Source organism: Acinetobacter sp. WCHAc060025 (genome assembly GCF_004209355.1).
GTDB classification, from domain to species: domain Bacteria; phylum Pseudomonadota; class Gammaproteobacteria; order Pseudomonadales; family Moraxellaceae; genus Acinetobacter; species Acinetobacter wuhouensis.
The window spans coordinates 1-25,009 of sequence record NZ_SGSX01000029.1; the positions used below are offsets into that span (position 1 = coordinate 1).

Annotated in this window: 20 protein-coding genes; 14 read left to right on the top strand and 6 right to left on the bottom strand. The window is 39.3% G+C overall.

The annotated features are described in order from the left end of the window. Positions 1-103: 103 nt before the first annotated feature. Positions 104-3,460 (bottom strand): DEAD/DEAH box helicase, encoded by a 3,357-nt coding sequence (locus tag EXE09_RS17360; RefSeq protein ID WP_130118105.1) that lies wholly within the window; start codon positions 3,458-3,460, stop codon positions 104-106. A gap of 194 nt (positions 3,461-3,654) precedes the next feature. On the opposite strand from EXE09_RS17360, the gene EXE09_RS17365 reads away from it, so the two are divergent. Further along, positions 3,655-4,818, top strand: coding sequence for an acyl-CoA dehydrogenase family protein (locus tag EXE09_RS17365; protein ID WP_130118106.1), 1,164 nt, complete (start codon positions 3,655-3,657; stop codon positions 4,816-4,818). A gap of 335 nt (positions 4,819-5,153) precedes the next feature. Continuing rightward, the gene (locus EXE09_RS17370) at positions 5,154-6,323 is read left to right on the top strand and encodes an acyl-CoA dehydrogenase family protein (RefSeq protein WP_130118107.1); all 1,170 of its coding nucleotides are present in this window, start codon (positions 5,154-5,156) and stop codon (positions 6,321-6,323) included. A 341-nt stretch (positions 6,324-6,664) separates the two neighbouring features. Here the strand turns inward: EXE09_RS17370 and EXE09_RS17375 are convergent, their stop codons facing one another. Then, complete coding sequence (locus tag EXE09_RS17375; protein ID WP_130118108.1) at positions 6,665-7,159, bottom strand: GNAT family N-acetyltransferase; 495 nt, start codon at positions 7,157-7,159, stop codon at positions 6,665-6,667. After that, positions 7,156-7,755, bottom strand: coding sequence for a TetR/AcrR family transcriptional regulator (locus tag EXE09_RS17380; protein WP_130118109.1), 600 nt, complete (start codon positions 7,753-7,755; stop codon positions 7,156-7,158). The genes EXE09_RS17375 and EXE09_RS17380 overlap by 4 nt, the downstream gene beginning before the upstream one ends. A 166-nt stretch (positions 7,756-7,921) precedes the next feature. On the opposite strand from EXE09_RS17380, the gene EXE09_RS17385 reads away from it, so the two are divergent. The 7 genes from EXE09_RS17385 to EXE09_RS17415 all read left to right on the top strand — a co-directional run bounded on the left by EXE09_RS17385 (position 7,922) and on the right by EXE09_RS17415 (position 17,464). After that, the gene (locus EXE09_RS17385; RefSeq protein WP_130118110.1) at positions 7,922-9,712 is read left to right on the top strand and encodes an acyclic terpene utilization AtuA family protein; all 1,791 of its coding nucleotides are present in this window, start codon (positions 7,922-7,924) and stop codon (positions 9,710-9,712) included. Between the two features lie 129 nt (positions 9,713-9,841). After that, complete coding sequence (locus EXE09_RS17390) at positions 9,842-10,726, top strand: SDR family oxidoreductase (protein WP_130118111.1); 885 nt, start codon at positions 9,842-9,844, stop codon at positions 10,724-10,726. Positions 10,727-10,779: 53 nt separating this feature from the next. Beyond that, entirely contained in the window at positions 10,780-12,393 is a 1,614-nt protein-coding gene (locus EXE09_RS17395) for an acyl-CoA carboxylase subunit beta (RefSeq protein ID WP_130118112.1), read from the top strand. Between the two features lie 117 nt (positions 12,394-12,510). Further along, on the top strand, positions 12,511-13,668 hold the full coding sequence (locus EXE09_RS17400) for an acyl-CoA dehydrogenase family protein (RefSeq protein ID WP_130118113.1): 1,158 nt from the start codon (positions 12,511-12,513) through the stop codon (positions 13,666-13,668). Between the two features lie 29 nt (positions 13,669-13,697). Beyond that, a complete protein-coding gene (locus EXE09_RS17405; protein WP_130118114.1) occupies positions 13,698-14,534 on the top strand; it encodes an enoyl-CoA hydratase/isomerase family protein in 837 nt (278 codons plus the stop codon). Positions 14,535-14,713: 179 nt separating this feature from the next. Continuing rightward, on the top strand, positions 14,714-16,654 hold the full coding sequence (locus tag EXE09_RS17410; protein WP_130118115.1) for an acetyl-CoA carboxylase biotin carboxylase subunit: 1,941 nt from the start codon (positions 14,714-14,716) through the stop codon (positions 16,652-16,654). Between the two features lie 144 nt (positions 16,655-16,798). Further along, positions 16,799-17,464 carry an RluA family pseudouridine synthase gene (locus EXE09_RS17415; RefSeq protein WP_130118116.1) on the top strand — a complete coding sequence of 222 codons (666 nt, stop codon included), beginning with the start codon at positions 16,799-16,801 and terminating at the stop codon, positions 17,462-17,464. Between the two features lie 57 nt (positions 17,465-17,521). Here EXE09_RS17415 and EXE09_RS17420 read toward each other — a convergent pair whose 3' ends face one another. The 3 genes from EXE09_RS17420 to trhA all read right to left on the bottom strand — a co-directional run bounded on the left by EXE09_RS17420 (position 17,522) and on the right by trhA (position 20,532). Further along, positions 17,522-18,253 (bottom strand): DUF2971 domain-containing protein, encoded by a 732-nt coding sequence (locus EXE09_RS17420; RefSeq protein ID WP_130118117.1) that lies wholly within the window; start codon positions 18,251-18,253, stop codon positions 17,522-17,524. A 184-nt stretch (positions 18,254-18,437) separates the two neighbouring features. Further along, on the bottom strand, positions 18,438-19,748 hold the full coding sequence (locus EXE09_RS17425; protein WP_068975164.1) for an MFS transporter: 1,311 nt from the start codon (positions 19,746-19,748) through the stop codon (positions 18,438-18,440). 139 nt (positions 19,749-19,887) lie between these two features. Further along, positions 19,888-20,532 carry a PAQR family membrane homeostasis protein TrhA gene (trhA, locus tag EXE09_RS17430; RefSeq protein ID WP_130118118.1) on the bottom strand — a complete coding sequence of 215 codons (645 nt, stop codon included), beginning with the start codon at positions 20,530-20,532 and terminating at the stop codon, positions 19,888-19,890. A 128-nt stretch (positions 20,533-20,660) separates the two neighbouring features. Here trhA and EXE09_RS17435 point away from each other — a divergent pair, with 128 nt between their 5' ends. The 5 genes from EXE09_RS17435 to EXE09_RS17455 form a co-directional block, all read left to right on the top strand. Then, positions 20,661-21,881: a class I SAM-dependent methyltransferase gene (locus EXE09_RS17435; RefSeq protein WP_130118119.1), complete on the top strand. Its 1,221-nt coding sequence runs from the start codon at positions 20,661-20,663 to the stop codon at positions 21,879-21,881. Beyond that, the gene (locus tag EXE09_RS17440) at positions 21,881-22,318 is read left to right on the top strand and encodes a GNAT family N-acetyltransferase (RefSeq protein ID WP_130118120.1); all 438 of its coding nucleotides are present in this window, start codon (positions 21,881-21,883) and stop codon (positions 22,316-22,318) included. Before EXE09_RS17435 ends, EXE09_RS17440 begins: the two co-directional genes overlap by 1 nt. Before the next feature lie 129 nt (positions 22,319-22,447). Then, positions 22,448-23,134, top strand: a complete 687-nt coding sequence (locus tag EXE09_RS17445) for a hydrolase (RefSeq protein WP_130118121.1) — start codon at positions 22,448-22,450, stop codon at positions 23,132-23,134. 95 nt (positions 23,135-23,229) lie between these two features. Next, positions 23,230-23,667, top strand: coding sequence for a DoxX family protein (locus EXE09_RS17450; RefSeq protein ID WP_213073895.1), 438 nt, complete (start codon positions 23,230-23,232; stop codon positions 23,665-23,667). A 226-nt stretch (positions 23,668-23,893) separates the two neighbouring features. Further along, a partial coding sequence (locus EXE09_RS17455) for a phage late control D family protein (protein WP_213073896.1) occupies positions 23,894-25,009 on the top strand: 1,116 nt, incomplete at its 3' end.

The window sequence follows — 25,009 nt, forward strand, 5'->3', positions numbered from 1 at the left end:
TACCTAGAGAATAGGTGATTTTGAATAAAGTGAAAAGATATAGATTTCGTCACATTGTGTAAGTTATAGCGTACATTAAAGCGAAATTAGCTAGCTGTTTGAATTAATCCAACAAACTCATCACATCATCTTCAGAAAGCTTTACTTCATTTTCATGATCAATGCTGAGAATAGACTTGGCTAAATCTGCTTTGCGATGTTGTAGGGCGAGAATTTTTTCTTCAATACTTTGATTGGTAATCAATTTATAAACAAAGACAGGTTTATCTTGCCCAATACGCCATGCACGATCCGAGGCTTGATCTTCAGCAGCAGGGTTCCACCAAGGATCATAATGAATCACAGTATCCGCAGCGGTTAAATTCAGCCCTACACCACCCGCTTTTAAGCTGATTAGGAATACTGGAATATCACCATTTTGGAATGCGGTAATGACTTCATCACGTTTCTTTGTTTGCCCAGTAAGTTTAACACTCTTAATTTTTAAAGTTTTTAAGTGGTTTTCAATCAATTGCAACATGGTGGTGAATTGAGAGAAGATCAAAATCTTACGACCTTCTTCCACCATGCCTTGTAACATTTCCAATAATTGCTCAAGTTTTGCTGATTCTACATTTTGTGATTTAACTTGATCGAGATCCAATAAACTTGGATGACAGCAGACTTGGCGTAACTTTAATAAAGCACTTAAAATTTGAATTTGGCTACGATGAAACCCTTTGGCTTGAATCAATTCACGAATATTTTTTTGCATCGTTGCACGAACAGCTTCATACAATTTAGATTGCTGTTCATTCATATCAATATTGACTTCAATCGTAGTTTTTTCAGGAAGTTCTTTGGCAACTTCAGTTTTTAAACGACGTAGCATGAACGGTTTTACACGTGAAACGAGTTTATTTTTTATATTAATATCGGCATGTTTTTCAATCGGATTGCGATATTTTTTATTAAATAATTCCTGACTATATAAGAATCCCGGCATTAAAAAGTGGAACAGCGACCATAGCTCACCTAAATGGTTTTCCATCGGTGTGCCAGTGAGGCACAGACGATGTTTGGCTTTGAGCTGACGTACCACTTGTGATGCTTTTGCTCGTGGGTTTTTAATATTTTGCGCTTCATCCAAAATCAATAAATGATATTGATGGGGTAATAAAAACTCTTCATCTCGCCCAAGTAGCGGATAGGTACTGAGGACAATGTCTGCATCTTGAATTTCTTGGAAATGCTCTACGCGATCATGACCTTGTAGTACTAAGACTTTGAGTTCAGGAGTGAATTTCTCGGCTTCTTTACGCCAGTTATGCATCAAAGAGGTCGGTGCGATAATCAATGCAGGTGTTTTATTTAGACGCCCCGCTTGTTTTTCTAAAAGAATATGCGCAAGGGTTTGAGCTGTTTTACCTAGCCCCATGTCATCTGCAAGCACACCACCATGTTCAGTTTCTCTGAGGAATTGTAACCATGCCAAGCCTTGTTGTTGATAAGGACGCAATTCACCTTGAAAACCTTTCGGTGTCGGAATGTGCTGTTGGTAGCTATTTACCAATTTATCTACAAATAACTGTAGGCGCTCATTGGTATGCCAAGGCATGCCCAAGTGATGCTGTAGGTCTAAAAATTGTGCAGCATCATACTGGTCTAAAGAAGCGGATTCAGGATGGCGTAAAATTTCTTTTAGGTATACCAAAATTGGTTTGATGTCTTTCACTTTAAGCGCAAGTTGGCTATCTGTTGCATCGAAGTAGACGACAATAAAACCATCTTCATTCAGTTCATCAATATAATCATCTTCTAAAAGATGAGGATTACGTTCTACTGCATAACCGAGTAGGTCGATTAAGTTATAGGTGTTGCCATTCATATCTTGAATGGTTGCGCCGACATTAAACCAATCTTGTTTTTGTTCAGATTCAGTCAATGCCAATTGCATATTTTGCGTTGATTTAAGATTAAATAGGCTATCTTTGGTATGTTCAACTTTCCAGCCCAGCAATTCAATTTGATTGTCTGGAAGAAGTTGGCTGATCCATGCATTCGGGTCTGCGCAGATAATTGAATTTTCAGTAATATCATCAAATGCTGGGCGCTTACTTTTAGGTATTTTATTGATCCATTGCGATGATTTGACCGAACGCATTAAGGCATCAATATGTGATTTTTCAGCATTTAAATCACGTTGTTGTTTAATGGTTTTTTCATCAACATTGGTAATAAAATTATCTTCAATAAAGCCTGCTTTAATTCGCCCCGCAGGATATTCAAACTCAATTTCAGCAATTGCATAATGATGCATATGACCTAGGCGATCATATTGTGGATAGGTACCGAAACGCAAAATAGGTGTTGGTTTTCCTGTTAATGTCTCAATATTTTGCGCAAATTGAGCTTGAGGTAGGTTTTCAAAAACAGGATAAGGTTGAATGACTTGCTCAAATTCTGCCAATAATTCAACTGGCATTTGTGGCATGTTCATGAGTTCATCAATCATTTCACTTGAATATGTCGAATCAAGTGCGCCAATTTGATTTTTTGAAATATCTAAATAGCTTGGTGGTTGCGAATGAACAATATAAATTTGCTTTGCATGTTCAGTCGAAATTTCAAAATCATCTTGATCGAACAACTGTGCTTTTAATTTTTCAGTTTTTTCATCAGGACGTGATTGCCAATTGAATTCGATTCGATAGGTTTCTTCTGACCATGTTAATGCTGGGCGGATAATGTCTAAGCAGTAAACTTCACCCGTTTGAATCGCAGTTTTTAAATGATCCTGATAAATGCCTGAGATATCCCATGACATCGGATAAAAATGTGCATTATTAAAATTTTGCTTGGCAAAGAAGTAAAGGGAACTAAACAGTTTCTTTTCTTGTTTTGAGACTTTTAATTTTTCATTCAAAACATTGTCATAGCTGGTATATAGGGTCGTGTCGCGAACCTTACCATCTTTATTACGTCGTGTTTTGAACACACTCAGTTGTAATTTGGTCGAGCCATTTTTAGGTTGAAATATATAAATCAGTTGATGGTGTTGATGAGCTTCAGCATGTTTAATTTGCTGTAATTGCACTCTAAATTGTTCTAGCCATAACTTTGCAGTACCAAGTTTTGGATTACTTTTTGTGGCTTGAGTTTGATCCGTATTGTGAATGGTTTGAGGTGCAGAAGGATTAACACCTTGATGATCATAAAAATAACGTGCCAGTGCCGCAGCATGTTTGCAATCAATTCCAACAGGGCAGCTACAATCCGTATCGACAATTTTATTTTTGAGTGGATTGAAGATAACGGCTGTTTCGTAATAGTCCGTGCCTTGAACTTGCGCTTCAATCACAAGATTATCGCGGTCAGGATAGATTTCTAATGATTTTAAATCAATTTTTTTGACGTAGCTAACGCTACGTTGAATGGTTGCAGTACTGAAGCGTGATAAAAATTGATTTAATGTTGCCATTATTTAGAAAGCTAAATTCAAAAATAGAGTTGGGGACAGTGTAACGGATTTTTCAGAATGAATCTGAAATTAATAAAAAATATTGAGCTAAATTGTCATATTTTTTCGAATAAAATGAACATTTATGCAACTTCAAACTCATCAAAATCTGTCAGTATGAGTTCACTATAAAATAAAGCAGGATGCTGAGAACAATGAAGCCTAATCCAATTTACTATACAGATCAGCACTTTGCATTCGCAGATTCAGTTCGTAAGTTCGTTCAAAAAGAGCTTTTACCTTATGTCAATGAATGGGAAGAAGCTGAAACTTTTCCTCGCGAACTCTATAAAAAAGCCGCTGATATTGGATTATTGGGGATTGGTTTTGATGAAAATTATGGCGGCATTGCAGGTACAGATGCTTTTCATGTTTTATTGTCCTCAATAGAACTCGCCAAAACAGGTTCAGGTGGCTTGTGTGCATCTTTACTTTCACATTCGATTGGTGCACCACCAATCAATCATTTTGCCTCGCCTGAAATTAAAGAAAGTGTACTCACACAAATTTTGGCAGGTGAAAAAATTTCGGCATTGGCGATTACCGAGCCAAGTGGTGGTTCGGATGTTGCTGCTTTAAAAACTTCGGCAGTCCGTGATGGTGATGATTATATTTTGAGTGGTGAAAAGACCTTTATTACCTCGGGGATACGTGCAGATTATTATACGGTTGCAGTGCGTACTGATCCTGAAGCCAAAGGACCAAATGGCATTTCAATGATTTTGGTTGATGCGCATAGTCAGGGCATTAGCAAATCCAAATTGGATAAGATGGGTTGGTGGGCATCAGATACGGCACATTTAAATTTTGACAATGTCAGAGTACCTGCAAAGAATCTCTTGGGTGCGGAAAATATGGGCTTCTTGGTGATTATGAATAATTTCAACATGGAGCGTTTTTTCCTTGCAGCAAGTAGTTATGGTTTTGCATTGACGTGTTATGAAGAGGCTTTGGAATGGGCAAAAGAGCGTAAAACTTTCGGCAAACGTTTGGTCGATCATCAAGTGGTTCGTCATAAGCTGGTGGATATGGCGACTCGTTTAACTACAACTTTGGCGCTGCTTGAGGATACGGCTTATCGTTTGGGCAAACCTGAGTTGCAGGGCAATGAGTTGATTGCACAGATTTGTATGTTGAAAAATGTCGCTACACAAACCATGCAATTTTGTGCGGATGCAGCGGTACAAACGTTAGGTGGTATGGGCTTTATGCGAGGTACGAAATCTGAACGTATTTATCGTGATGTGAAAGTGAATATGATTGGTGGTGGTGCAGAGGAAATTATGAAAGATCTTGCGAGTCGTCAGTTGGGGTATTGATATTCTTTATTATGATTTATTTTAAATATTGGTTGTGTGATTTAAAGATTTACACAGCCTTGCATTATCTTGAAAAGTCGAAATGAATTTGCGTAGGCGATGCCTTACTTTTCAAGGATGATGAGAAGTATTGCTTCGCAAGACAAAAATCCTTTGTCGGGTACAAGGTAAGTCCCTTTACCTGTACCCAACGGCGACATCCATGTCGCCTAACACGATAGCTCTATATGTTCGAGCTTAATATTGAAAAAAAACAAAAGAGTTGTGCTTATCTGATTTGTATTTTTTAAGCAAAGATGAAGTCAAAAAATATAGGAACAAAACAGGGAATAAATATGGATCATTTAAATAACCCAATTTACTACACTGCAGAACATCGTGCTTTTGCAGACAGTGTTAAAAAGTTTGTGGAAAAAGAAATTTCACCTTATGTGAATGAATGGGATGAAGCAGAAACCTTTCCACGCGAGCTTTACCAAAAAGCGGCTGAAATTGGTTTATTGGGGCTAGGCTTCGATGATGAGCATGGTGGTATTTCAGATGCAGATGCTTTTCATGTATTTCTCGCTGCGGTTGAAACAGCCAAAGCAGGTTCAGGTGGTGTGCATATTTCACTCATGATTCATACCATTGGTACTCCACCGATTCATCATTTTGCACAACCACATATTCGTGACAAAGTTATGCCACAAATCATTTCAGGTGAGAAAATTTCGGCTTTGGCGATCACTGAGCCAAGCGGTGGTTCAGATGTCGCAGCATTGCAAACTAAAGCCATTCGTGAGGGCGATTATTATATTGTCAGTGGTGAGAAAACCTTTATTACTTCGGGAATGCGTGCGGATTATTACACGGTTGCTGTACGAACTAATCCTGAAATCAAAGGTGCAAATGGTATTTCGATGTTATTGGTCGATGCACATAGTGATGGTATTACTAAATCACCTTTAAAGAAAATGGGCTGGTGGGCATCGGACACAGCGCATTTGCATTTTGATCAGGTGAAAGTGCCTGCTGAAAATCTTTTGGGTGAGGAAAATGCGGGTTTTAAAGTCATCATGAAAAACTTCAATATGGAACGTTTTTGGTTGGCTTCGATGGCGTATGGTTATGCATTAGTGTGTTATCAAGAGGCTTTGGAATGGTCGAAAGAGCGTAAAACTTTTGGTAAGCGTTTGGTTGATCACCAAGTGGTACGTCATAAGTTGGTGGATATGGCGACAAGATTAACCACAACGCGTGCCTTGTTGGAAGATACGGCTTATCGTATGGGTAAAGCTGAATTACAGGGCAGTGATTTGATTGCACAGATTTGTATGTCGAAGAATGTCGCAACACAAACGATGCAGTTTTGTGCAGATGCTGCTGTGCAAACGCTCGGTGGTATGGGCTTTATGCGAGGGACGAAATCCGAACGTATTTATCGTGAAGTGAAGGTGAATATGATTGGTGGTGGCGCCGAAGAAATCATGAAAGATTTGATTAGTAAGCAATTAGCGTTTTGATATTTCAGTCAATTCAATCACATGCCCATCATGATTTTTAATCACAGCTCTAAATCCAAAAGGCGTATTTTGTGGTGGAGAAATAATTTTTTCTATATCTTTGATCTTCGTAAAAAGTTGGGATAGGTTTTCGACTTGAAAACCTAATCTTATGTTTTGCGTTAAGTTGCTTAGATCAGCCAAAGTAAGGTGGATTTCAAAGATTAATTCATTGATATTGAAAGAGTAATGTTGATGTCCATTTCCATGTTGCTCTACCTAAAAGCTAAGTCCAAACTGATTATAAAATTGGCAAGTTTGTTCAATATCTTGGACTTTTAAAACGACTAGATTGATTAGCATTATGTTTCTTTCCAATCTTCATTAATAATCGCCCATCGTTCATGATCTTTCCAATCTTTACCTCCAATTCTTAAATACTGTCTAGAAAAACCTTCTTTGATAAAACCTGCACCTGTAACAAGACGAATTGATGCAATATTTTCAGGTTGTATATTGGCTTCTAAACGATGCAAATTCATCACTTGAAAAGCTTCATTCAATAATAATTTTAAGCCTAATTTCATATAGCCATTTCCTTGATAGGGATGAAAAATTTCATAACCTAAATAGGCTGAATGAAAATAACCACGGACAATATTAGAGATATTGAATGTTCCAATAATTTGATGAGTTTTACTTAAGCAGAGAAAATATCGACCTTCTTGTTGTAAATAACTTTGAAAATCAGTGGGTGGAAACGTCCAAGGTTGATGTAGTGCTTGGCTATTTTTATATGCCAATTCAATTTCTTTTAAGTCTGAAATTTTTGGTTTTCTTAAGTAGACAATATTCATTTTAACGCCATATCCAAAACATGTTCAGTCAATTCGTCCAAAGAAATTTTTCCATCAGGTCTATACCACGTCACTGTCCATGCAATTGCACCACCAAGCAATCTACGCCAAATAAAAGCATCATGCTGAATTTTGCCTAACACTTTTAATTCTTCAATCACATTGAGCCAAATATTTTCATAATCAGTGCGCAATTTGAGTAATTCATCCTGACTTTCTTTTGAAAGAGCAAACCATTCATAAACCAAAACTGCCATCGCAGAACCCGTATCGCCTGTGATTGACATCAATTCAGCTTTAATCAAATTTTTTAATTGTTGTTCAGGATGATTGCCTTGATTGATCGCATCGAGCAAACGTGCATGATTATAAATAATGGTTTCATGCATAACATTCGCCAAAATATCATCTTTACTTTTGAAGTGATGAAATAAGCTACCTGATTGAATTCCAATAAAATTTGCGAGTTCTCTGACCGTGGTTTTGGCATAACCTTGCTTATGAAACAAATAGGCAGCACCCAATAACAAACGACCACGCGCGCTGTCATCAAAACATGCAATAGGTTCAATTTCAGTGATCGAAGTCGCAATCATCGTGGGTTGTCATCCTTGGTAGAAGATCATTTGACATGAAAATTAACAGATTTGCCAATTCAGCATAGCATTTTGCACTTTACAAACCAAGCGCTTGCTTGGTAGATTAAAGTATAAATTTTATGCACAACAATGAAAACAAGTTCGGGACGAATGAGGTATAACAATGGAAGATCAGCGTATAGTCAAAATTGGGTGTGCTTCAGGCTTTTGGGGCGACACCAATACTGCAGCGTTTCAGCTCGTACATTTGTCTGACATTAATTATTTGGTTTTCGATTATCTGTCTGAAATTACCATGTCGATTATGGCAAAAGCCATGATGACCAATCCTGAACATGGTTATGCTCTCGATTTTGTCAGCCGTGTGATGACGCCATTACTTAAAAAAATCAGTGATAAGAAAATTAAAGTGATCAGCAATGCGGGTGGAGTGAATCCATTGGCATGTCGTGATGCTTTGCAAAAAGTCATTGAATCTCAAGGTTTGGATTTAAAAGTCGCTGTGGTTTTGGGTGATGACCTGATGCCAAACCACGCAGAATTAAAAAATCAAAATATTAAAGAAATGTTTAATGGCGAGGATTTACCAAGTCATTTAGCAAGTTGTAATGCTTATCTAGGTGCAGTGCCAATTCGTGATGCGCTCGATCAAGGCGCAGATATTGTTATTACAGGGCGTGTGGTAGATTCCGCTGTGGTACTTGCACCCTTATTACATGAATATCAATGGGCTTTGGATGATTACGATAAATTATCGCAAGGATCTTTGGCAGGGCATATCATCGAATGTGGCGCACAATGTACCGGTGGAAATTTTACCGATTGGCGCTTGGTCGAAGGTTTTGACAATATGGGCTTTCCGATTGTCGAAGTGAAAGCAGATGCTTCATTCATCGTGACTAAACCGAATGGTACAGGTGGTTTGGTTTCGGTGGGTACAGTCGCTGAACAAATAGTTTATGAAATTGGCAATCCGCAAGCCTATTTACTGCCTGATGTCACTGCTGATTTTAGCCAAGTTAAATTAGAACAAGTCGGTGAAGATCGCGTTTCGGTGACAGGTGCAAAAGGTCGCGCACCGACACAACAATACAAAGTCAGTGCTACTTATCCTGATGGTTATCGGGTCTTAGTCAGTTTCTTGATTGCAGGGCGTGAAGCGCCTGAAAAAGCTCAAGTCATTGCAGATGCAATTTTAACGAAATGCGAACGTGTTTTAGCTTTGCGATCAGTGCCACCATTTCAAGAAAAATCGGTTGAAATTCTTGGGATTGAAAGTACCTATGGTGCACATGCAAAGCATACCGATAGCCGTGAAGTCGTGGTGAAGATTGCAGTGAAACACATGTTTAAAGAAGCGTGTATGTTCTTTGCTTCTGAAATTGCCCAAGCCTCTACAGGCATGGCGCCTGCATTGGCAGGCATTGTCGGTGGTCGTCCAAAAGCTTCACCTGTAATTAAACTTTTCTCTTTCCTTGTAGATAAATCAAAACTGAATGTTGAAATTGACATCAATGGTCAGCGTCAAAAAGTCGAGATTCCTCAAGGTTCAGTAGATCAGTCATTTACTCAGCTTTCAGTGGGAGATGTTGTTCAATTCAATGGCGATGAAGTCGAAGTGGCTTTGGTTGAAATTGCCCATGCGAGAAGCGGTGATAAAGGCAATCACAGCAATATTGGTGTGATCGCACGTAAGGCTGAATTTTTACCGTGGATTCGTGCCAATTTAACAGAAGAAAATGTCGCGAAATATATGCAACATGTTTTGAATCCTGAAACAAGCAAGGTGATTCGTTATGAAATTAAGGGTTTTAATGCACTGAATTTTATGCTTGAAAATGCCTTGGGTGGTGGCGGAATAGCAAGTTTACGCATTGATCCACAAGGTAAGGCTTTTGCTCAGCAGTTGTTGGATATGAAGGTGAGAGTGCCGAAAGGGTTATTGGGTCACTGAAATAAGGAAAATGAAAGTCCCCCCTTTTTAAAGGGGGATTTAGGGGAATTATTTTTATTTAAAAATACCTCTCCCTAACCCTCTCCTGAGAGGAGAGGGAATTTATAGAACACAAATTGGAAATAAAAAATGCAATATCACTCAATATTTAGATCAGATGCTTTTCAAGACAAAGTGATTATCGTGACAGGTGGTGGCTCAGGAATTGGTCGTTGTACCGCCCATGAGTTGTCAGCTTTGGGCGCACAAGTGGTGATCACAGGGCGCAAAATTGAAAAGCTTGAAAATGTCAGCAAAGAAATCCAAGAAGATGGTGGCAAAGTTCATTTCATTGTTTGTGACAATCGTGAAGAACAACAAGTCAAAGAGATGATTGCCGAAGTGATTGAAAAATTTGGCAAGTTGGATGGTTTGGTGAATAACGCAGGTGGTCAATTTCCATCAAATTTGGAAAGTATTTCAGCCAATGGTTTTGATGCTGTAGTGCGTAATAACTTGCATTCAACATTCTATCTGATGAAAGAAGCCTATAACCAATGGATGGCGAAAAACGGCGGTAGCATCGTCAATATGGCAGCCGATATGTGGGGCGGTATGCCAGGCATGGGACATTCAGGGGCGGCACGTTCAGGTGTGGATAACCTGACTAAAACGGCTGCGGTGGAATGGGGACGTTCAGGTGTTCGAGTAAATTGTGTTGCACCAGGATGGATTATTTCCTCAGGCATGGATAATTACACGGGTGATTTTGCCAAATTTATTATTCCAAGTTTGGCAGGTAATGTTCCGCTCAAACGTATGGGTACGGAGTCAGAAATTTCATCAGCAATTGTCTATTTACTGTCAGAAGCTGCGGGTTTTATTTCAGGAATGACGATTCGTATTGATGGTGCTGCATCGCTAGGCACACGTATGTATCCACTTGCTGATGCGACCAATAGTGTTTCTTTTAATGGATTCCATCGTGCCTTTATTCCAGATGTGTTGAAAGCTCAGATGGATCAAGCGGACTAAATGCGATTCAAATGCAAGATGAAAAATAAGGATTAAAAAAGGGACGAAAAGAAATGAGCATTCTCCAATCCGAAATTGCTGTGGGTAGTGAACAATTTAATCAGAATAAAGAAGCATTGCTTGCACAGATTGCTGAAATTCGTGCTGTGCAAAATAAGAGCATTGAAAAGTCTTATGCAGCAAAGCCGAAGTTTGATAAAAAAGGCAAAATTCTACCGCATGAACGTGTTCGTTTGGCTTTAGATGCTGATTCGCCATTTGTAGAGTTATGTGGCTTGGTGGGCTATGGCATGCATGATGATAAAGATGGTTCAGATGCAGGCGGTGGCATTATTTCAGGGATTGGTTTCGTCAGTGGTGTCCGCTGTTTAGTTTCTGCAAGTAATAGTGCAATTAAAGGTGGAACTATGTCACCGATGGGTGTACAAAAAACGCTTCGTATTCAGCAAATTGCCTTTGAACAAAAATTACCAATGCTGACATTGACCGAAAGTGGTGGAGCCAATTTAAATTATGCAGCCGAAGTTTTTACTGCAGGTGGAATGACCTTTGCCAATCAGGCACGTATGTCTGCGGCAGGCTTACCACAAGTATCTGTGGTACATGGCAATGCAACAGCAGGCGGTGCTTATCAACCAGGCTTGTCGGACTATGTGATTGCAGTGCGGAAACAAACTGAAATGCTTTTGGCAGGTCCTCCATTACTTTTGGCTGCGACAGGTGAAGTGGCAACAGCAGAAGAATTGGGTGGTGCAGAAATGCATGCACAAGTGGCAGGAACAGCTGAATTTCTCGCTGAAAATGATGCCGATGGCATTCGTATTGCACGTGAAGTTTTTGAGCATTTGAATTGGAAAGAGCAGACCAAAAAGCTCAATCTTGAATATAAAGAGCCACGTTATTCTGCTGAGGAATTGCTTGGTATTATTCCTGCAAGTCCCAAACAACCTTTTGATATGAAAGATGTCATTGCACGTATTGTTGATGATTCTGAGTTTTTTGAGGTGAAGTCTGAATATGATGCTTTAACCGTATGTGGTTGGGCGAAAATTGGCGGCTTACATATCGGGATCATTACCAATAATGGCCCAATCACGCCGCAAGGTGCAACTAAAGCCGCGCAATTTATTCACCTGTGTGAGCAGACCAAACGCCCATTATTATTCTTACATAACACCACAGGTTTTATGGTGGGAACAGATGCCGAACAGAACGGCATTATCAAACATGGTTCTAAGTTGATTCAAGCCGTTGCCAATACCACTGTGCCGAAGATTTCAATTGTCGTCGCAGGATCGTATGGGGCAGGTAACTATGCAATGTGTGGTCGCCCATTATCACCACAATTCATTTTCGCATGGCCAAATTCGCATGTCGCCGTGATGGGTTCAGCGCAAGCAGGCAAAGTTTTACGTATCGTTGCGGAAGGAAAACAAAAAGCTTCGGGAATGGAACCGAATGAGCAAATGTTGGATTTCTTAGAACAAAGTACAGCAGCCAAACTCGAACAGCAATCCACAGCATTATTTAACACAGCAATGTTGCATGATGATGGAATCATTGACCCAAGAGATACACGTAAGATTTTGATCTTCTTATTGGAAACTATTTATGAAGCTAGATATCGTGAACCGAATCCAATTCGATTTGGGGTGTCGAGGCTTTAATTCATAATCCCTCCTAACCTCCCTTTTTCAAAGGGAGGGATTTTTCCCCTCTTTACAAAGAGGGGTAGGGGGAGATTCAAGAAACAAAATAATTCAGGAAATAAAAAGGACAAGGCAATGAAATTTACTGCAGAGCATGAAGCATTACGCCGTACCACACGTCAGTTTGTTGAAACTGAGCTCAATCCATTTATTCCAACGTGGGAAGCGGAGGGGCGTTTTCCGATTCATGATGTTTTTAAGAAAATGTCAGACTTAGGTTTACTTGGCATTTGTAAACCTGAGGAAAATGGGGGCTTAGGTTTAGATTATTCCTATAACCTTGTTGTTGCAGAAGAATTAGGGCGAGCAGCTTGTGGTGGTGTCCCGCTTGCGATTGGTGTGCAAACCGATATGGCAACACCTGCATTGGCACGTTTTGGCAGTAAAGAATTACGTGATGAATTCCTGACACCTGCGATTGCTGGAGAATATGTTGCATCAATTGCTGTTTCAGAGGTTCACGCGGGTTCTGATGTGGCAGCGATCAAAACCACAGCTAAAAAAGACGTTGATGATTACATCATCAACGGCAGCAAAATGTGGATTACTAATTCACTGCAAGCGGATTTCTTCTGCTTACTTGCCAATACCTCTGATGACAAACCACATGTCAATAAATCCATGATCATTGTCCCTGCAAAAACAGCAGGAATTAGCTTTTCTGAGCCGTTGAATAAACTTGGTATGCGTTCAACCACAACTGCTCAAGTGTATTTTGACAATGTTCGTGTACCACAACGCAATCTCGTCGGTGCGGAAGGCATGGGCTTTATGATGCAAATGATGCAGTTCCAAGAGGAACGCATGTGGGCGGCTGCCAATGCGATTGGTGGTTTAGAACATGTGATTAAGCAAACCATTGCATATACTAAAGAACGCACGACTTTTGGTCAGCCATTGATTAACAACCAATATGTACATTTCCGTTTTGCTGAAATGATGACAGAAGTGGAAGCTTTACGTGCCTTGACCTATCGTGCATGTCAAATTCACTTAGAAGGAGGCAATGCCACTGAAATTGCATCCATGGCAAAACTCAAAGCAGGGCGCTTAACCCGTGAAGTTGCTGACAGTTGCTTACAGTTTTGGGGCGGTAATGGTTTTATGTGGGATAACCCTGCATCGCAACTGTATCGTGATGGTCGCCTAGGCTCAATTGGTGGTGGTGCGGATGAAATCATGCTCGGCATTATTTGTAAATTGATGGATATTCTTCCATCAAAACGTAAATAACTGAATGTAAATAAATTGGGAGAATGAATATGACACTTTCAGCTTCTCTGAGCACCCAACAATTTGATGACAGTATTCAATTGGAACAAGATGGCAGTATTTTAACCCTATGGCTGAATCGACCTGAAAGTCGAAATGCGATGAGTTTGAATATGGTTAAAGCCATTCAACAGGTGTTTAAAGCGATTGAAAATGATTTGTCAATTCGTGCTGTGATCCTGCGTGGTCAAGGTGGACATTTCTGCGCAGGCGGTGATATTAAAGATATGGCACAACTGCGTGGCGAAGCTGCGACTGCGGGTTCAAATCAGCCTTATGTCGATTTCAACCGTCAATTTGGACACATGATTCAGCAAGTTGATCAAGCACCACAAACCGTGGTGGCAATTCTCGAAGGCGCTGTGCTCGGTGGCGGTTTTGGCTTGGCATGTGTATCTGATATTGCTATCAGTTTAGTAGATGCCAAATTTGGTTTACCTGAAACAGGTCTAGGGGTAATCCCTGCACAAATTGCGCCCTTTGTGGTGAAACGAATTGGTTTAACCCAAGCACGTCGTTTGGCTTTATTGGGGACACGTTTTGATGGGCAAACTGCATTGAAAGTCGGTGTTGTACATGAAGTGGTCGAGAGTCAACAGGGTTTAGAGGCTTTATTGTCTGAAACGATTCAGCAAATTAAACGTACTGCGCCTCAAGCCTCTCGTGTCACCAAAGCATTGTTACATCGAACTTTAAATGAACCTTTGAACAGTTTATTGGATGATGCTGCACAACAGTTTGCCAATGCGGTGGGTGGTGAAGAAGGTATGGAAGGCACGATGGCATTTATTCAAAAACGCAATCCAAATTGGTTTGATGGTGATTGATTAATTTCGATATTCAATAAAATAATTTAAAAGATAGCCTTAACGGAGTAATGAAATCCCCCTAAATCCCCCTTTTACAAAGGGGGACTTGTCGAATCAGACTTGAATCAATGGATGAAAATTGCTATTCGATTTGATGAAAAGCTGTTTTAGGAGGGAATTCATGTCATGGTGAAAATATGAAATTTTCAAAAGTATTGGTGGCGAATCGTGGTGAAATTGCTGTTCGCGTCATGAAAACAGCAAAAGCAATGGGTTATGCAACGGTTGCTGTCTATTCCGATGCAGATCGCAATGCACGCCATGTAAAAGTTGCAGATGAAGCCGTCTATATCGGCGCATCCAAAGTTTCAGAATCCTATCTGTCGATTCAAAATATTATCGAAGCCTGTAAAAAAACAGGGGCTGATGCAGTACATCCTGGCTATGGCTTTCTTTCAGAAAATACTGATTTTGCGGCAGCCTGTGCTGAAAATGGTATTACCTTTATTGGACCACCTGCGCCTGCAATCGAACTGATGGGTAGTAAGCGCCTATCTAAAATTGCCATGATTCAGGCGGGTGTACCCTGTGTGCCTGGCTATGAGGGCGACCAACAAGATATTGCCCATTTAGAACAACAAGCCAATCAAATTGGTTATCCGCTTATGGTCAAGGCATCGGCGGGTGGTGGTGGACGAGGCATGCGTTTGGTGCAAAGCGCTGCCGATATTGTCGAATCATTGAAAACAGCACGTTCTGAAGCTGAAAATGCCTTTGGTTCAGGCGAACTGATTTTAGAAAAAGCAGTCATCGCACCTCGCCATGTAGAGATCCAAATCTTTGGTGATACGCATGGTAATTATGTGTATTTATTTGAACGTGACTGTTCGATTCAACGTCGCCATCAAAAAGTGGTTGAAGAAGCCCCATGTCCTGTGATGACAGAGACTTTACGTCAACAAATGGGTGAAGCGGCTGTGGCTGCTGCACGTTCTTGTGACTATGTCGGTGCAGGCACAGTCGAGTTTTTATTGGATGCATCAGGTGAATTTTATTTTTTAGAAATGAATACACGTCTGCAAGTTGAACATCCTGTAACGGAGTTAATTACAGGTTTAGACTTGGTTGAATGGCAACTTCGAGTCGCCAATGGTGAAACTTTGCCATTACAGCAGTCTGAATTGACGTTAACAGGTCATGCGATTGAAGTGCGTTTATATGCTGAAGATCCGCGTTTAGACTTCTTGCCACAAACAGGTCAGGTTCAACGTTGGTTACCCGCAGAATTACCAAATGTACGGATTGATCATGGCTTATTAACAGAGGATGAAATTAGTCCATTCTATGATCCAATGGTGGCAAAGGTCATTGCTTATGGCAAGACGCGTCAGGATGCGATTCGTTTATTGGCGCGCGCTGTTGATGATTGTGTGTTGTTAGGCGTGAACAGCAATAAGCAATTTTTGGTCAACTTATTAAGACACCCAATTATTGTCAAAGGTGATACCAACACAGCATTTATCCAAGAGCATTTCCAAGATGACGTCAGCCTACATAAACAGACTTTGGGTTTAGAACATTTAGCGATTGCCGCAGCTCTATTTACCAATGCTTCAAGCCAAAGCAGTTGGAATACAGGGATAGCATTATCATTGCCATTAAAGTTGAAACATGATGAACAGCAATTACAGGTTTCGGTAAAGCGTGATCAAAATCAAGTTGAAGTGGATATTTGTGGGCAGACCTCTATGATACAAATTCTTGAGCAAACAGTACAGAAACTGGTTTACGACACCAATGGTGTGCGTCGTTCAATTGATTATGTTTTGAATGGAAATAGCCTGTTTTTAGATGCAGTGAATGGCAATATTGCGATTGAGAATGCAACTTATGCGCCACCTGAAACTTCTGATGTGGCTGGGGATGGTAAGATTCGTGCGCCGATGGATGGTGCAATTATCAATATTCTCGTCAATGCTGGCGATATGGTAATAAAAGGTCAGACTTTGTTGATTTTAGAAGCCATGAAAATTCAGCAACAGATTAAATCTGATGTGGATGGTGTGGTCGATGAGATTATCGGACAAGTCGGACAGCAGGTGAAAAAACGTCAATTAGTTTTGAATATTCAGGCTTGATATTGATTCAAAATATTGGCTATCTAACTCTCTCCTGCAAAGGGAGAGAGTACTTCACGATTTAAAATTTCTAATTCTTACTCGCTTGACAGTCACTAGCTCAGTTGTTATTTTTCGGCAATTCTTTCCCAGTATGCCTTTCACATGCCCATTGATGATGGTTTTATTTATCAGCCGCCTTTAGATCCACTTGATATTATTTTTGAAGATGCAGATTTTGTTGCGATTAACAAGCCTGCGGGATTGCTTTCAGTACCTGGGCGTTTAGCTGAACATCATGATAGTGCTTATTTTCGAGTATTAGATTTATTTCCCAACGCTAAAATTACCCATCGTTTGGATATGGCTACGTCGGGAATTCTCTTATTCGCAAAACATCGTGATGCAGAAGTAGCTGCTAGTAAGATGTTTCAGGCGAGAACTATTAAAAAGAATTATATCGCTTTGGTGAAAGGGAAAATCAACAGTAATGGTAGTGTTGAAGTTCCACTCATTACCGATTGGGAAAATCGTCCGCGTCAAATTGCGCATTTTGAATTGGGTAAGCCTGCTCAGACTTTATTTGAATGCATTGGTTATGATAGTGAAAAAGATGTGAGTCGTGTGTTATTAACTCCAATCACAGGGCGTTCGCATCAGTTACGTGTTCATATGCAATATATTGGTCATCCGATTATGCGAGATAAGTTGTATCATCCTGAACCGTTTAAAACCGATTTAAATCGTATGGCGTTGCATGCGAGTTATTTGTCTTTTATGCAGCCATTTTCAAATGAATTGATTGAAATTGTGAGTGAGCCTGAGTTTTAACAATATTTATAAACACATAAAAAAGCCTGCAATTTGCAGGCTTTCGATATTTTAATTTCACGGCAGTTTAAGCGTTAGTCCTTTTGGAGCATCATATAGAGTAGATCTTTTTATTTCAGTTTTACAACCTTTTTTCTCAATTGCCAACTTGTACGCCTGCCTCAAGTTTTTTTCCATTCTTGGATCAAATAATATCCTGTCTAATAAACTAGCGGGATCAATGTTAAATTGAAAAATGTCACTAATAGAGGTGTTGTCATCACCTGAATAAATTAAACGAATTTCATTTTCGTGCTTGAATTCTGTTCGTTTATATAAAAGTGATTCAGCAATGCCTGATCCATTTGTATTCAACAAGTCTATTGACTGAAGTTTCTCTAGGAGGTTCGTTTTTGAAAGATAAGAAACTTTGCCTATAAAACATTTTAAATTATGGTGATTTGGTTCTGCTGTTTGAAGTGCAGTTAATAATTTTCTTGGTGTGGTTGTAACTCTAACACCGTCTTTGTTATGAGAATATATCCGCCACATTGCATCAGTTTCACGATGAAATGTCCAACATTGACCATAAACAGAATTTTTTGCGGAAAACGATCCTTTTTCACCATCAGAAGTTTCAAAAGTGCAATTTAATAAAGTATTTTCAAATGGATCGTCCCATTTTTTTGGTTTTACTAATGTTAATTTCTTTTCTTCAAGTAGTTGAAGAAAACGGTGAATTGGCATAATTCTATAAATTGGCTTATCCAATAAATCGTCGGTTAAATTAATATAATTTTTGTAACTCATTGATTTTCTCCTGTAGTGATTGGGATTAGTTAATAAAATCAAGCAGAATACTTATTAGTTTTTTTCTGATTAGCTAATTTGGTTTGATTTTTTGTCTTCACCTGTTTTAGCCTTTTTAGTTTAGCGATGACGAAAGCCTGCAATTTGCAGGCTTTCGTCATTCTACTTTCAGTAAAAAACAGAATTAAACTTGGTTATTTACATCATCATGTTTGGTTTCACGAATTGCCAAGAACGCTAAAAGTGAAAGAATAGATGCCGCAGTTAGATAATAACCTACTGCGTATAAACCATAAGTTGTTGCAAGTTTTGTTGCGATCAAAGGTGCAAACGATGCGCCTAAAATCCCTGCTAAGTTAAAGGTCAAAGCTGAACCAGTATAACGTACAGAGGTTGGGAAAATTTCAGACAATACCGTTCCGATTGGACCATAAGTCATTCCCATTAGCCCTAAACCTACACAAAGGAATAAGAACACAACTAGAGTGCTACCAGATTCAAGCATTGACGAGAATACTAAACCGAATAATGCACAGGCTACACAAACACCAATTGAAGTTGCTTTACGACCAAACTTCTCTGCAAATACTGCTGAAAGTGGAATGAATGCAGCGAAACATAGTGTCGCAACCAATTGTAATTCTAGAAATTCTGTACGGCTATAACCGAGCTTCGTTGTACCCCAGTTCAGCGCAAATACAGTAGTCAAATAGAACACCACAAAGGTACACACAGCCGCAATTGTGCCAAGGAATAACATGCCTGAGTGCTTGGTAATCACTTCTTTAAACGGAATGTTCACTTCTTTTTGCTTGTCTAAAACTTTTTGGAATGCTGGGGTTTCATGTAATTTCAAACGAATCCATAAACCCACAATCACCAATGCTGCACTGGCAATAAATGGAATACGCCAGCCCCATTGCATGAAATCTGCTTCAGACATAAATGCACCAAGGGTCAAGAATGAACCTGTAGCGAGAATGAAGCCGATGGGTGCACCGAGTTGAGGGAACATGCCATACCAAGCACGTTTACCTTCAGGCGCATTCTCAGTTGCAAGAAGAACAGCACCAGACCATTCACCACCCAAACCAAGACCTTGACCTAAACGACAAAGTGCAAGTAACAGTGGCGCAGCGAGACCGATTTGATGATAAGTCGGAAGCAAGCCGATACAGACGGTTGAAATACCCATGGTCAATAAAGCGGCTACGAGCGTGGCTTTACGACCAATTCGATCACCTAAGTGACCAAACAATGCAGCACCAATTGGGCGTGCAATGAATGCAATTGCGAAAGTTGCGAGAGATTGAATGACAGCAGTCGTTGGATCTGTACTTGCAGGGAAGAACAGATGCGGGAAAATAAGAACAGCAGCAGTTGCGTAGATATAAAAATCGAAGAACTCGATTGTTGTGCCAACCAGACTTGCGAAAAGAACGCGAGCTTTGGAATTTGTTTGAATTTCGGGAGTAGCAGTAGTTGATGACGCCATGATAGACCTTACACTTTGAAAAAAGTAAACAATAGTTCTCAAGCGTAATCTTTTTAAAAAAGGCGTAATTTCTTAAAAAAACAACGAAGTAAACTCGATTCCACTCATTCAGGGTCGCTGAATTTTGAATAGCAAAGAATTAAATAACGTAAAGATAGATCGCAAGGAAGTGTGATCCTGCACCAATCAAAACAAAAATATGCCAAATAGCATGGGTATATCTTACTCTTTTTAAGGCATAAAACAATGCACCAATCGTATAAGCTAGACCACCAATGATTAATAATTTTAAAGCTTCGGGTTTTAGAAAGTGTTTCATGTCATCCATCACAAGCACAGCGAGCCATCCCATAACTAAATAAGCGATGAGTGAAACTTTTTCAAAACGATGAATGAAAATTAATTTGAATAGTGTTCCAATCAACGCAATCACCCAAAGTGCAATCAATAAATAATGTGCTTTTGCTGTTGGAATGGCGATTGCCAGAAAAGGGGTATACGTTCCTGCAATCAAATAATAAATTGCAGTGTGATCTAATTTTTTATACCACTGGCGTTTTTTTTCATCGACTGCAAAATGATAAATTGCTGAACTAGAAAATAATAAAATCATACTCAGACCGTAAATAATCAGTCCAAAATATTGCCCACTATTTAAATAGCTTCCTTTGATCAGCATAAAAATCGTTGCAATCGCGGCTAATACAGCGCCAAAAGCATGACTCAGCGCATTGATTCTTTCTTCTTGTGGAGCATAGGTGTGGAGCATTTTATTGGTCGACATAGGATAATGTTCCTCAATTGCGATCCTAAAAGTACACTTGTATATAAATTGCTTTCTATAGTAATCCAGTTTTACCTTTATGATAAGACGTTTTAAAATGGTCAGCTGAATTAATGTGAGTTTTGATTATGTCTGATGTTGCGAGCTTGTCCATTCAGGAACAACAATTTTTTGAAAGTGTACAGCAAGCGCTTGATCATCAAAACTTAGACCGTTTGATTCTGAGTCAATATAAGGGTGAGTTGGCTGATTTAGAGAAAATGACCTTTCGCGTCATTCAACTACAAAACGAATTAGTATTAAGTTGCTTGTATCGATATAAGACCAATGATGTCACTAAAAATTATCCAATAGCAGATGCATTAACCACGATTCAAAGCCTTGCAGAACATTGTAAGCAAGCTAATTTATTTACCCATGAAGCCGAAACACAATTAAAGAAAAATAAGAAGAAAGCCTTATTAACCGTCAGTAAAAATAAACAGGCAAGTACGCAGAAAACTGAACAACAAGGGCATGATCGTAGTAAACATCGTTATGTCGATCAGAATAGTTATTTTTTACAACCACTCGGCATTACCGATGCCAAAGCGCAGATTATCCCAAGCATGGCGCGTAAGTGGAAACAGATTAACAAGTTTGTTGAAATATTTTCAGGCGCATTAGAGCAAATTCAACAACATGATCATGCACTTAAAGTGGTTGATTTTGGTTCGGGTAAAGGTTATCTGACCTTTGCCTTATACGATTATTTAGCCAAACAGGGTCAAACACCATTTGTGACTGGTGTTGAGCTGAACGATAAGATGGTTAAGTTTTGCCAAGATGTTGCACAATCCTCAGATTTTTCTCAATTGGACTTTTTCCAAGGTGATGTAAGAACGTATCATCCTGAACATTTAGACGTAATGATTGCACTACATGCATGTGATGTGGCAACGGATTTTGCGATTCACACTGGGATTCGCTTAAATGCACAAATGATTATGTGCGCGCCGTGTTGCCATAAAGAATTACGTCCACAATTACAAAGCCTTAAAGTGCTTGCACCGATGTTGCAATTTGGCATTCATGCAGGGCAACAGGCGGAAATGCTGACCGATACCATTCGCGCTTTATTGCTCAAAGCTTATGGTTATGAAACCAAAGTTTTTGAATTTGTAGCTTTGGAGCATACCAGTAAAAATAAAATGATTTTGGCAACCAAACGCAAAGATTTTACTGAGCCTGACCAAACTGTTTTAGCGCAAATACAAGCCTTGAAAGAAATGTATGGTATTCAAAAACAATCTTTAGAATTGTTATTAAATAATCAATGGGATCAACAAGATATTGGGTGTAAGTGTTAATGGATAAGTTAATATATCAAATTCAATCAGGATCTTGGGCTGAATTAGAACATCATGCAAAATTGATCCGTACCGAAGTTTTTATTCAAGAGCAAAATATTGCTGAACATGATGAATGGGATGCGCAAGATTCAGTGTCACTACATTTCATCGTCTATGATCAAAATCAACCCATTGCCACAGCACGATTATTAGAAAATAACAGCATTGGTCGTGTTGCTGTGCTTAAGCCTTATCGTGGTAAAGGGATTGGGCAATTACTCATGCAACAGATTATTCAGATTGCGAAAGATCAAAAACGTTCGCAATTGAAATTATCTGCACAAGTTTATGCGACAAAATTTTATGAAAATTTAGGTTTTCAATTATCAGGTGATGAATACCTAGATTGTGGGATTCCACATATCGATATGTCTATGAATATTCTAGAGAATTGAATCTGGTTTTGTAGAAATTCTAAACAATGTCGCGAAATTGGAGAAGCATCGTTCTAAAAATGGCGCTGTTCGTGATTAATTATTTTTATATCTTAGTAAACAGAACGAACTTACCTAAGGATGTAAAACATGAACAAGTCAATTTTAGAAGTATTAACACCAGAAAACTCACAGATCATTTTCATTGATCATCAACCACAAATGGCGTTTGGCGTGCAATCGATTGACCGTCAAACATTGAAAAATAACACAGTCGGATTAGCCAAAGCGGCGAAAGCTTTTAATATTCCAACAACAATTACTACTGTAGAAACAGATAGCTTCTCAGGACATACTTATCCTGAACTGTTAGATGTTTTCCCAGACTTACCACTTTTAGAACGTACTTCAATGAACTCTTGGGATGACCAAAAAGTCCGTGATTCTCTCGCTAAAAATAACCGTAAAAAAATTATTGTGTCTGGTCTTTGGACTGAAGTGTGTAACCTAACTTTTGCTTTAAGTGCTTTACATGACACAGATTATGAAATCTACATGGTTGCAGATGCCTCAGGTAGTACAACCAAAGAAGCGCATGATTATGCAATGCAACGTATGATTCAAGCTGGTGTGATTCCTGTAACTTGGCAGCAAGTTTTGCTTGAATGGCAACGTGATTGGGCGAAACGTGATACTTATGATCAAGTGATGGATATTGTCCGCGAACATTCTGGCGCATACGGTATGGGCGTAGATTATGCATACACCATGGTACATAAAGCACCAGAGCGTACAGCGTCAAAACACGAAGTGATCGCACCTGTTGCAGCGAAATAAATCTATCGAAAGGCATACATCAGTATGCCTTTCTTATTCTAAGCCAATGAAAATAATGACTGAGTTATCGCGACAAAGATGCAGAGGAGCTTATGATGTTCATTCAAAAAATAATCAATAAGATGACCAAACAACATTGGGTCTATTATCCAATCGCAATTTTACTGACTTCAGTATTTTGGATCAGTGGATTGACTAAAATCCTTCATTTTGATGCGGCAATCGCTGAAATGACTCATTTTAATTTACAACCTGCAGCATTATTTGTGATCATGACAATTCTAGTACAATTATTAGGTTCATTACTTGTCATTCTCGGTGGTCGTTGGGTTTGGTTAGGCGCGGGAGCACTTAGCATATTTACATTAGCGACTATTCCAATTGCCCATCGTTTTTGGGAAATGCCCGCTGAGCAAGGTGCTTTAGATTTAGCCTTGGTTCAAGAACATTTTTCATTGATTGGTGGTTTAATTTTAATCGTGATTGTGGCTGAATTTTATAAGCGTAAAAATTCACCGAATTATAAGGATTAAATCCATGATATCTATTTGAAATATTGAATTATATTAAGTTTTTATTGATTGTTTGGACTAAGTTTTTTAGACAGACTTTATTTAAAATCTAGTTGTAACTATTTGATTTTAAATTCTAAGTTGTTGTTGGTTTTTTATTGGAAATTTACTTGATTAGATGAATATCATTAAGTAATCATTTATAGTAGAGGCTAATTAAAAAATTTGAACCAAAGCAATTATTAAAATGAACAGCTTAGTCAACAGCATCAATAAAGTCTTGGATCAGCTTGGACTCACCGCCCAAAAACGTGCCATCCATATCCAATTTAGCAATACAGACTTAAACCAGCAGGTCTACTTACAACGCATTGATGGACAACACGCGCTGAATCAAGGCGTGTCAGCTGAACTGATTTGCCTATCAACATCTGCAAGAATTCCACTTAAACAATTCATCGGTACACAAGTTGCGATTGACCAAGTGACTGACCAAGGGCAACTGTTCCGTACTACAGGCATCATCACCGAAGCTGCCCAATGGCAAAGTGACGGTTCACTGACCATTTACAAACTCAAACTACAAGACGCTACCTCACTGTGGCATAAACGCCGAAACAGTCGTGTATTCATGAACAAATCGGCAGTTGAAGTCATCGAAACCATCTTTAAAGAATGGCAAGACAAAAGCCCTTTATTTGCATCAAGTCTTACTTTAGATAAAAGTGGGTTGCAAAGCGATTACGATATTCGTCCATTCATTATGCAAAGCAACGAAAGCGATTACGACTTTCTCACTCGCCTGATGCGCAGTGAAGGCATCAACTGGCTGATTGACGAAACACAACTGCAAGTCCCAAATTCAGCAACACAAATTCAAGCACAGAAACTTCGTCTCATTGATGACAACAGCCAATACAAAGCGCTAGACCGCAGAAATATTCGTTACCACCGTAGCAGTGCCACAGAAAAACAAGACAGCATTACCAGTTTCATTGGACAAAGAAGCTTACAACCCACAGCCGTTCACGTACAACGTTGGCAAGCTGACGTACTCGAACAAGAAGAAGGTGCAGGCAGTGTTCAAAGCAAACATCAACACAGCAACAATCAAGACAATACCAGCCTAGGCTTAGAACAAGCATGGCACATCAGCCCTGCATGGATACAGGACCTCAAAGGCGAAGACCAAGCTACCGCATCCAACAATAGCCAAATCGAAAAGCTCAACCAAAATTTAAGTGACTACTACAATAGCCAGTCCAAACAATTCATCGCTAATTCAACTGTACGCGATGCACAAGTGGGTTACTGGTTTAAATTCACCGAACACCCAGAGATCGACCAACACGATGGATCAGAT

Coding starts and splice junctions, on each gene's coding strand:
- EXE09_RS17385 (WP_130118110.1), top strand. CDS start 7,922: ATGGAAGATCAGCGTATAGTCAAAATTGGGTGTGCTTCAGGCTTTTGG.
- EXE09_RS17435 (WP_130118119.1), top strand. CDS start 20,661: ATGTCTGATGTTGCGAGCTTGTCCATTCAGGAACAACAATTTTTTGAA.
- EXE09_RS17420 (WP_130118117.1), bottom strand. CDS start 18,253: ATGAGTTACAAAAATTATATTAATTTAACCGACGATTTATTGGATAAG.
- EXE09_RS17390 (WP_130118111.1), top strand. CDS start 9,842: ATGCAATATCACTCAATATTTAGATCAGATGCTTTTCAAGACAAAGTG.
- EXE09_RS17410 (WP_130118115.1), top strand. CDS start 14,714: ATGAAATTTTCAAAAGTATTGGTGGCGAATCGTGGTGAAATTGCTGTT.
- EXE09_RS17445 (WP_130118121.1), top strand. CDS start 22,448: ATGAACAAGTCAATTTTAGAAGTATTAACACCAGAAAACTCACAGATC.
- EXE09_RS17370 (WP_130118107.1), top strand. CDS start 5,154: ATGGATCATTTAAATAACCCAATTTACTACACTGCAGAACATCGTGCT.
- EXE09_RS17405 (WP_130118114.1), top strand. CDS start 13,698: ATGACACTTTCAGCTTCTCTGAGCACCCAACAATTTGATGACAGTATT.
- EXE09_RS17375 (WP_130118108.1), bottom strand. CDS start 7,159: ATGAATATTGTCTACTTAAGAAAACCAAAAATTTCAGACTTAAAAGAA.
- trhA (WP_130118118.1), bottom strand. CDS start 20,532: ATGTCGACCAATAAAATGCTCCACACCTATGCTCCACAAGAAGAAAGA.
- EXE09_RS17380 (WP_130118109.1), bottom strand. CDS start 7,755: ATGATTGCGACTTCGATCACTGAAATTGAACCTATTGCATGTTTTGAT.
- EXE09_RS17440 (WP_130118120.1), top strand. CDS start 21,881: ATGGATAAGTTAATATATCAAATTCAATCAGGATCTTGGGCTGAATTA.
- EXE09_RS17415 (WP_130118116.1), top strand. CDS start 16,799: ATGCCCATTGATGATGGTTTTATTTATCAGCCGCCTTTAGATCCACTT.
- EXE09_RS17360 (WP_130118105.1), bottom strand. CDS start 3,460: ATGGCAACATTAAATCAATTTTTATCACGCTTCAGTACTGCAACCATT.
- EXE09_RS17400 (WP_130118113.1), top strand. CDS start 12,511: ATGAAATTTACTGCAGAGCATGAAGCATTACGCCGTACCACACGTCAG.
- EXE09_RS17365 (WP_130118106.1), top strand. CDS start 3,655: ATGAAGCCTAATCCAATTTACTATACAGATCAGCACTTTGCATTCGCA.
- EXE09_RS17450 (WP_213073895.1), top strand. CDS start 23,230: ATGTTCATTCAAAAAATAATCAATAAGATGACCAAACAACATTGGGTC.
- EXE09_RS17425 (WP_068975164.1), bottom strand. CDS start 19,748: ATGGCGTCATCAACTACTGCTACTCCCGAAATTCAAACAAATTCCAAA.
- EXE09_RS17395 (WP_130118112.1), top strand. CDS start 10,780: ATGAGCATTCTCCAATCCGAAATTGCTGTGGGTAGTGAACAATTTAAT.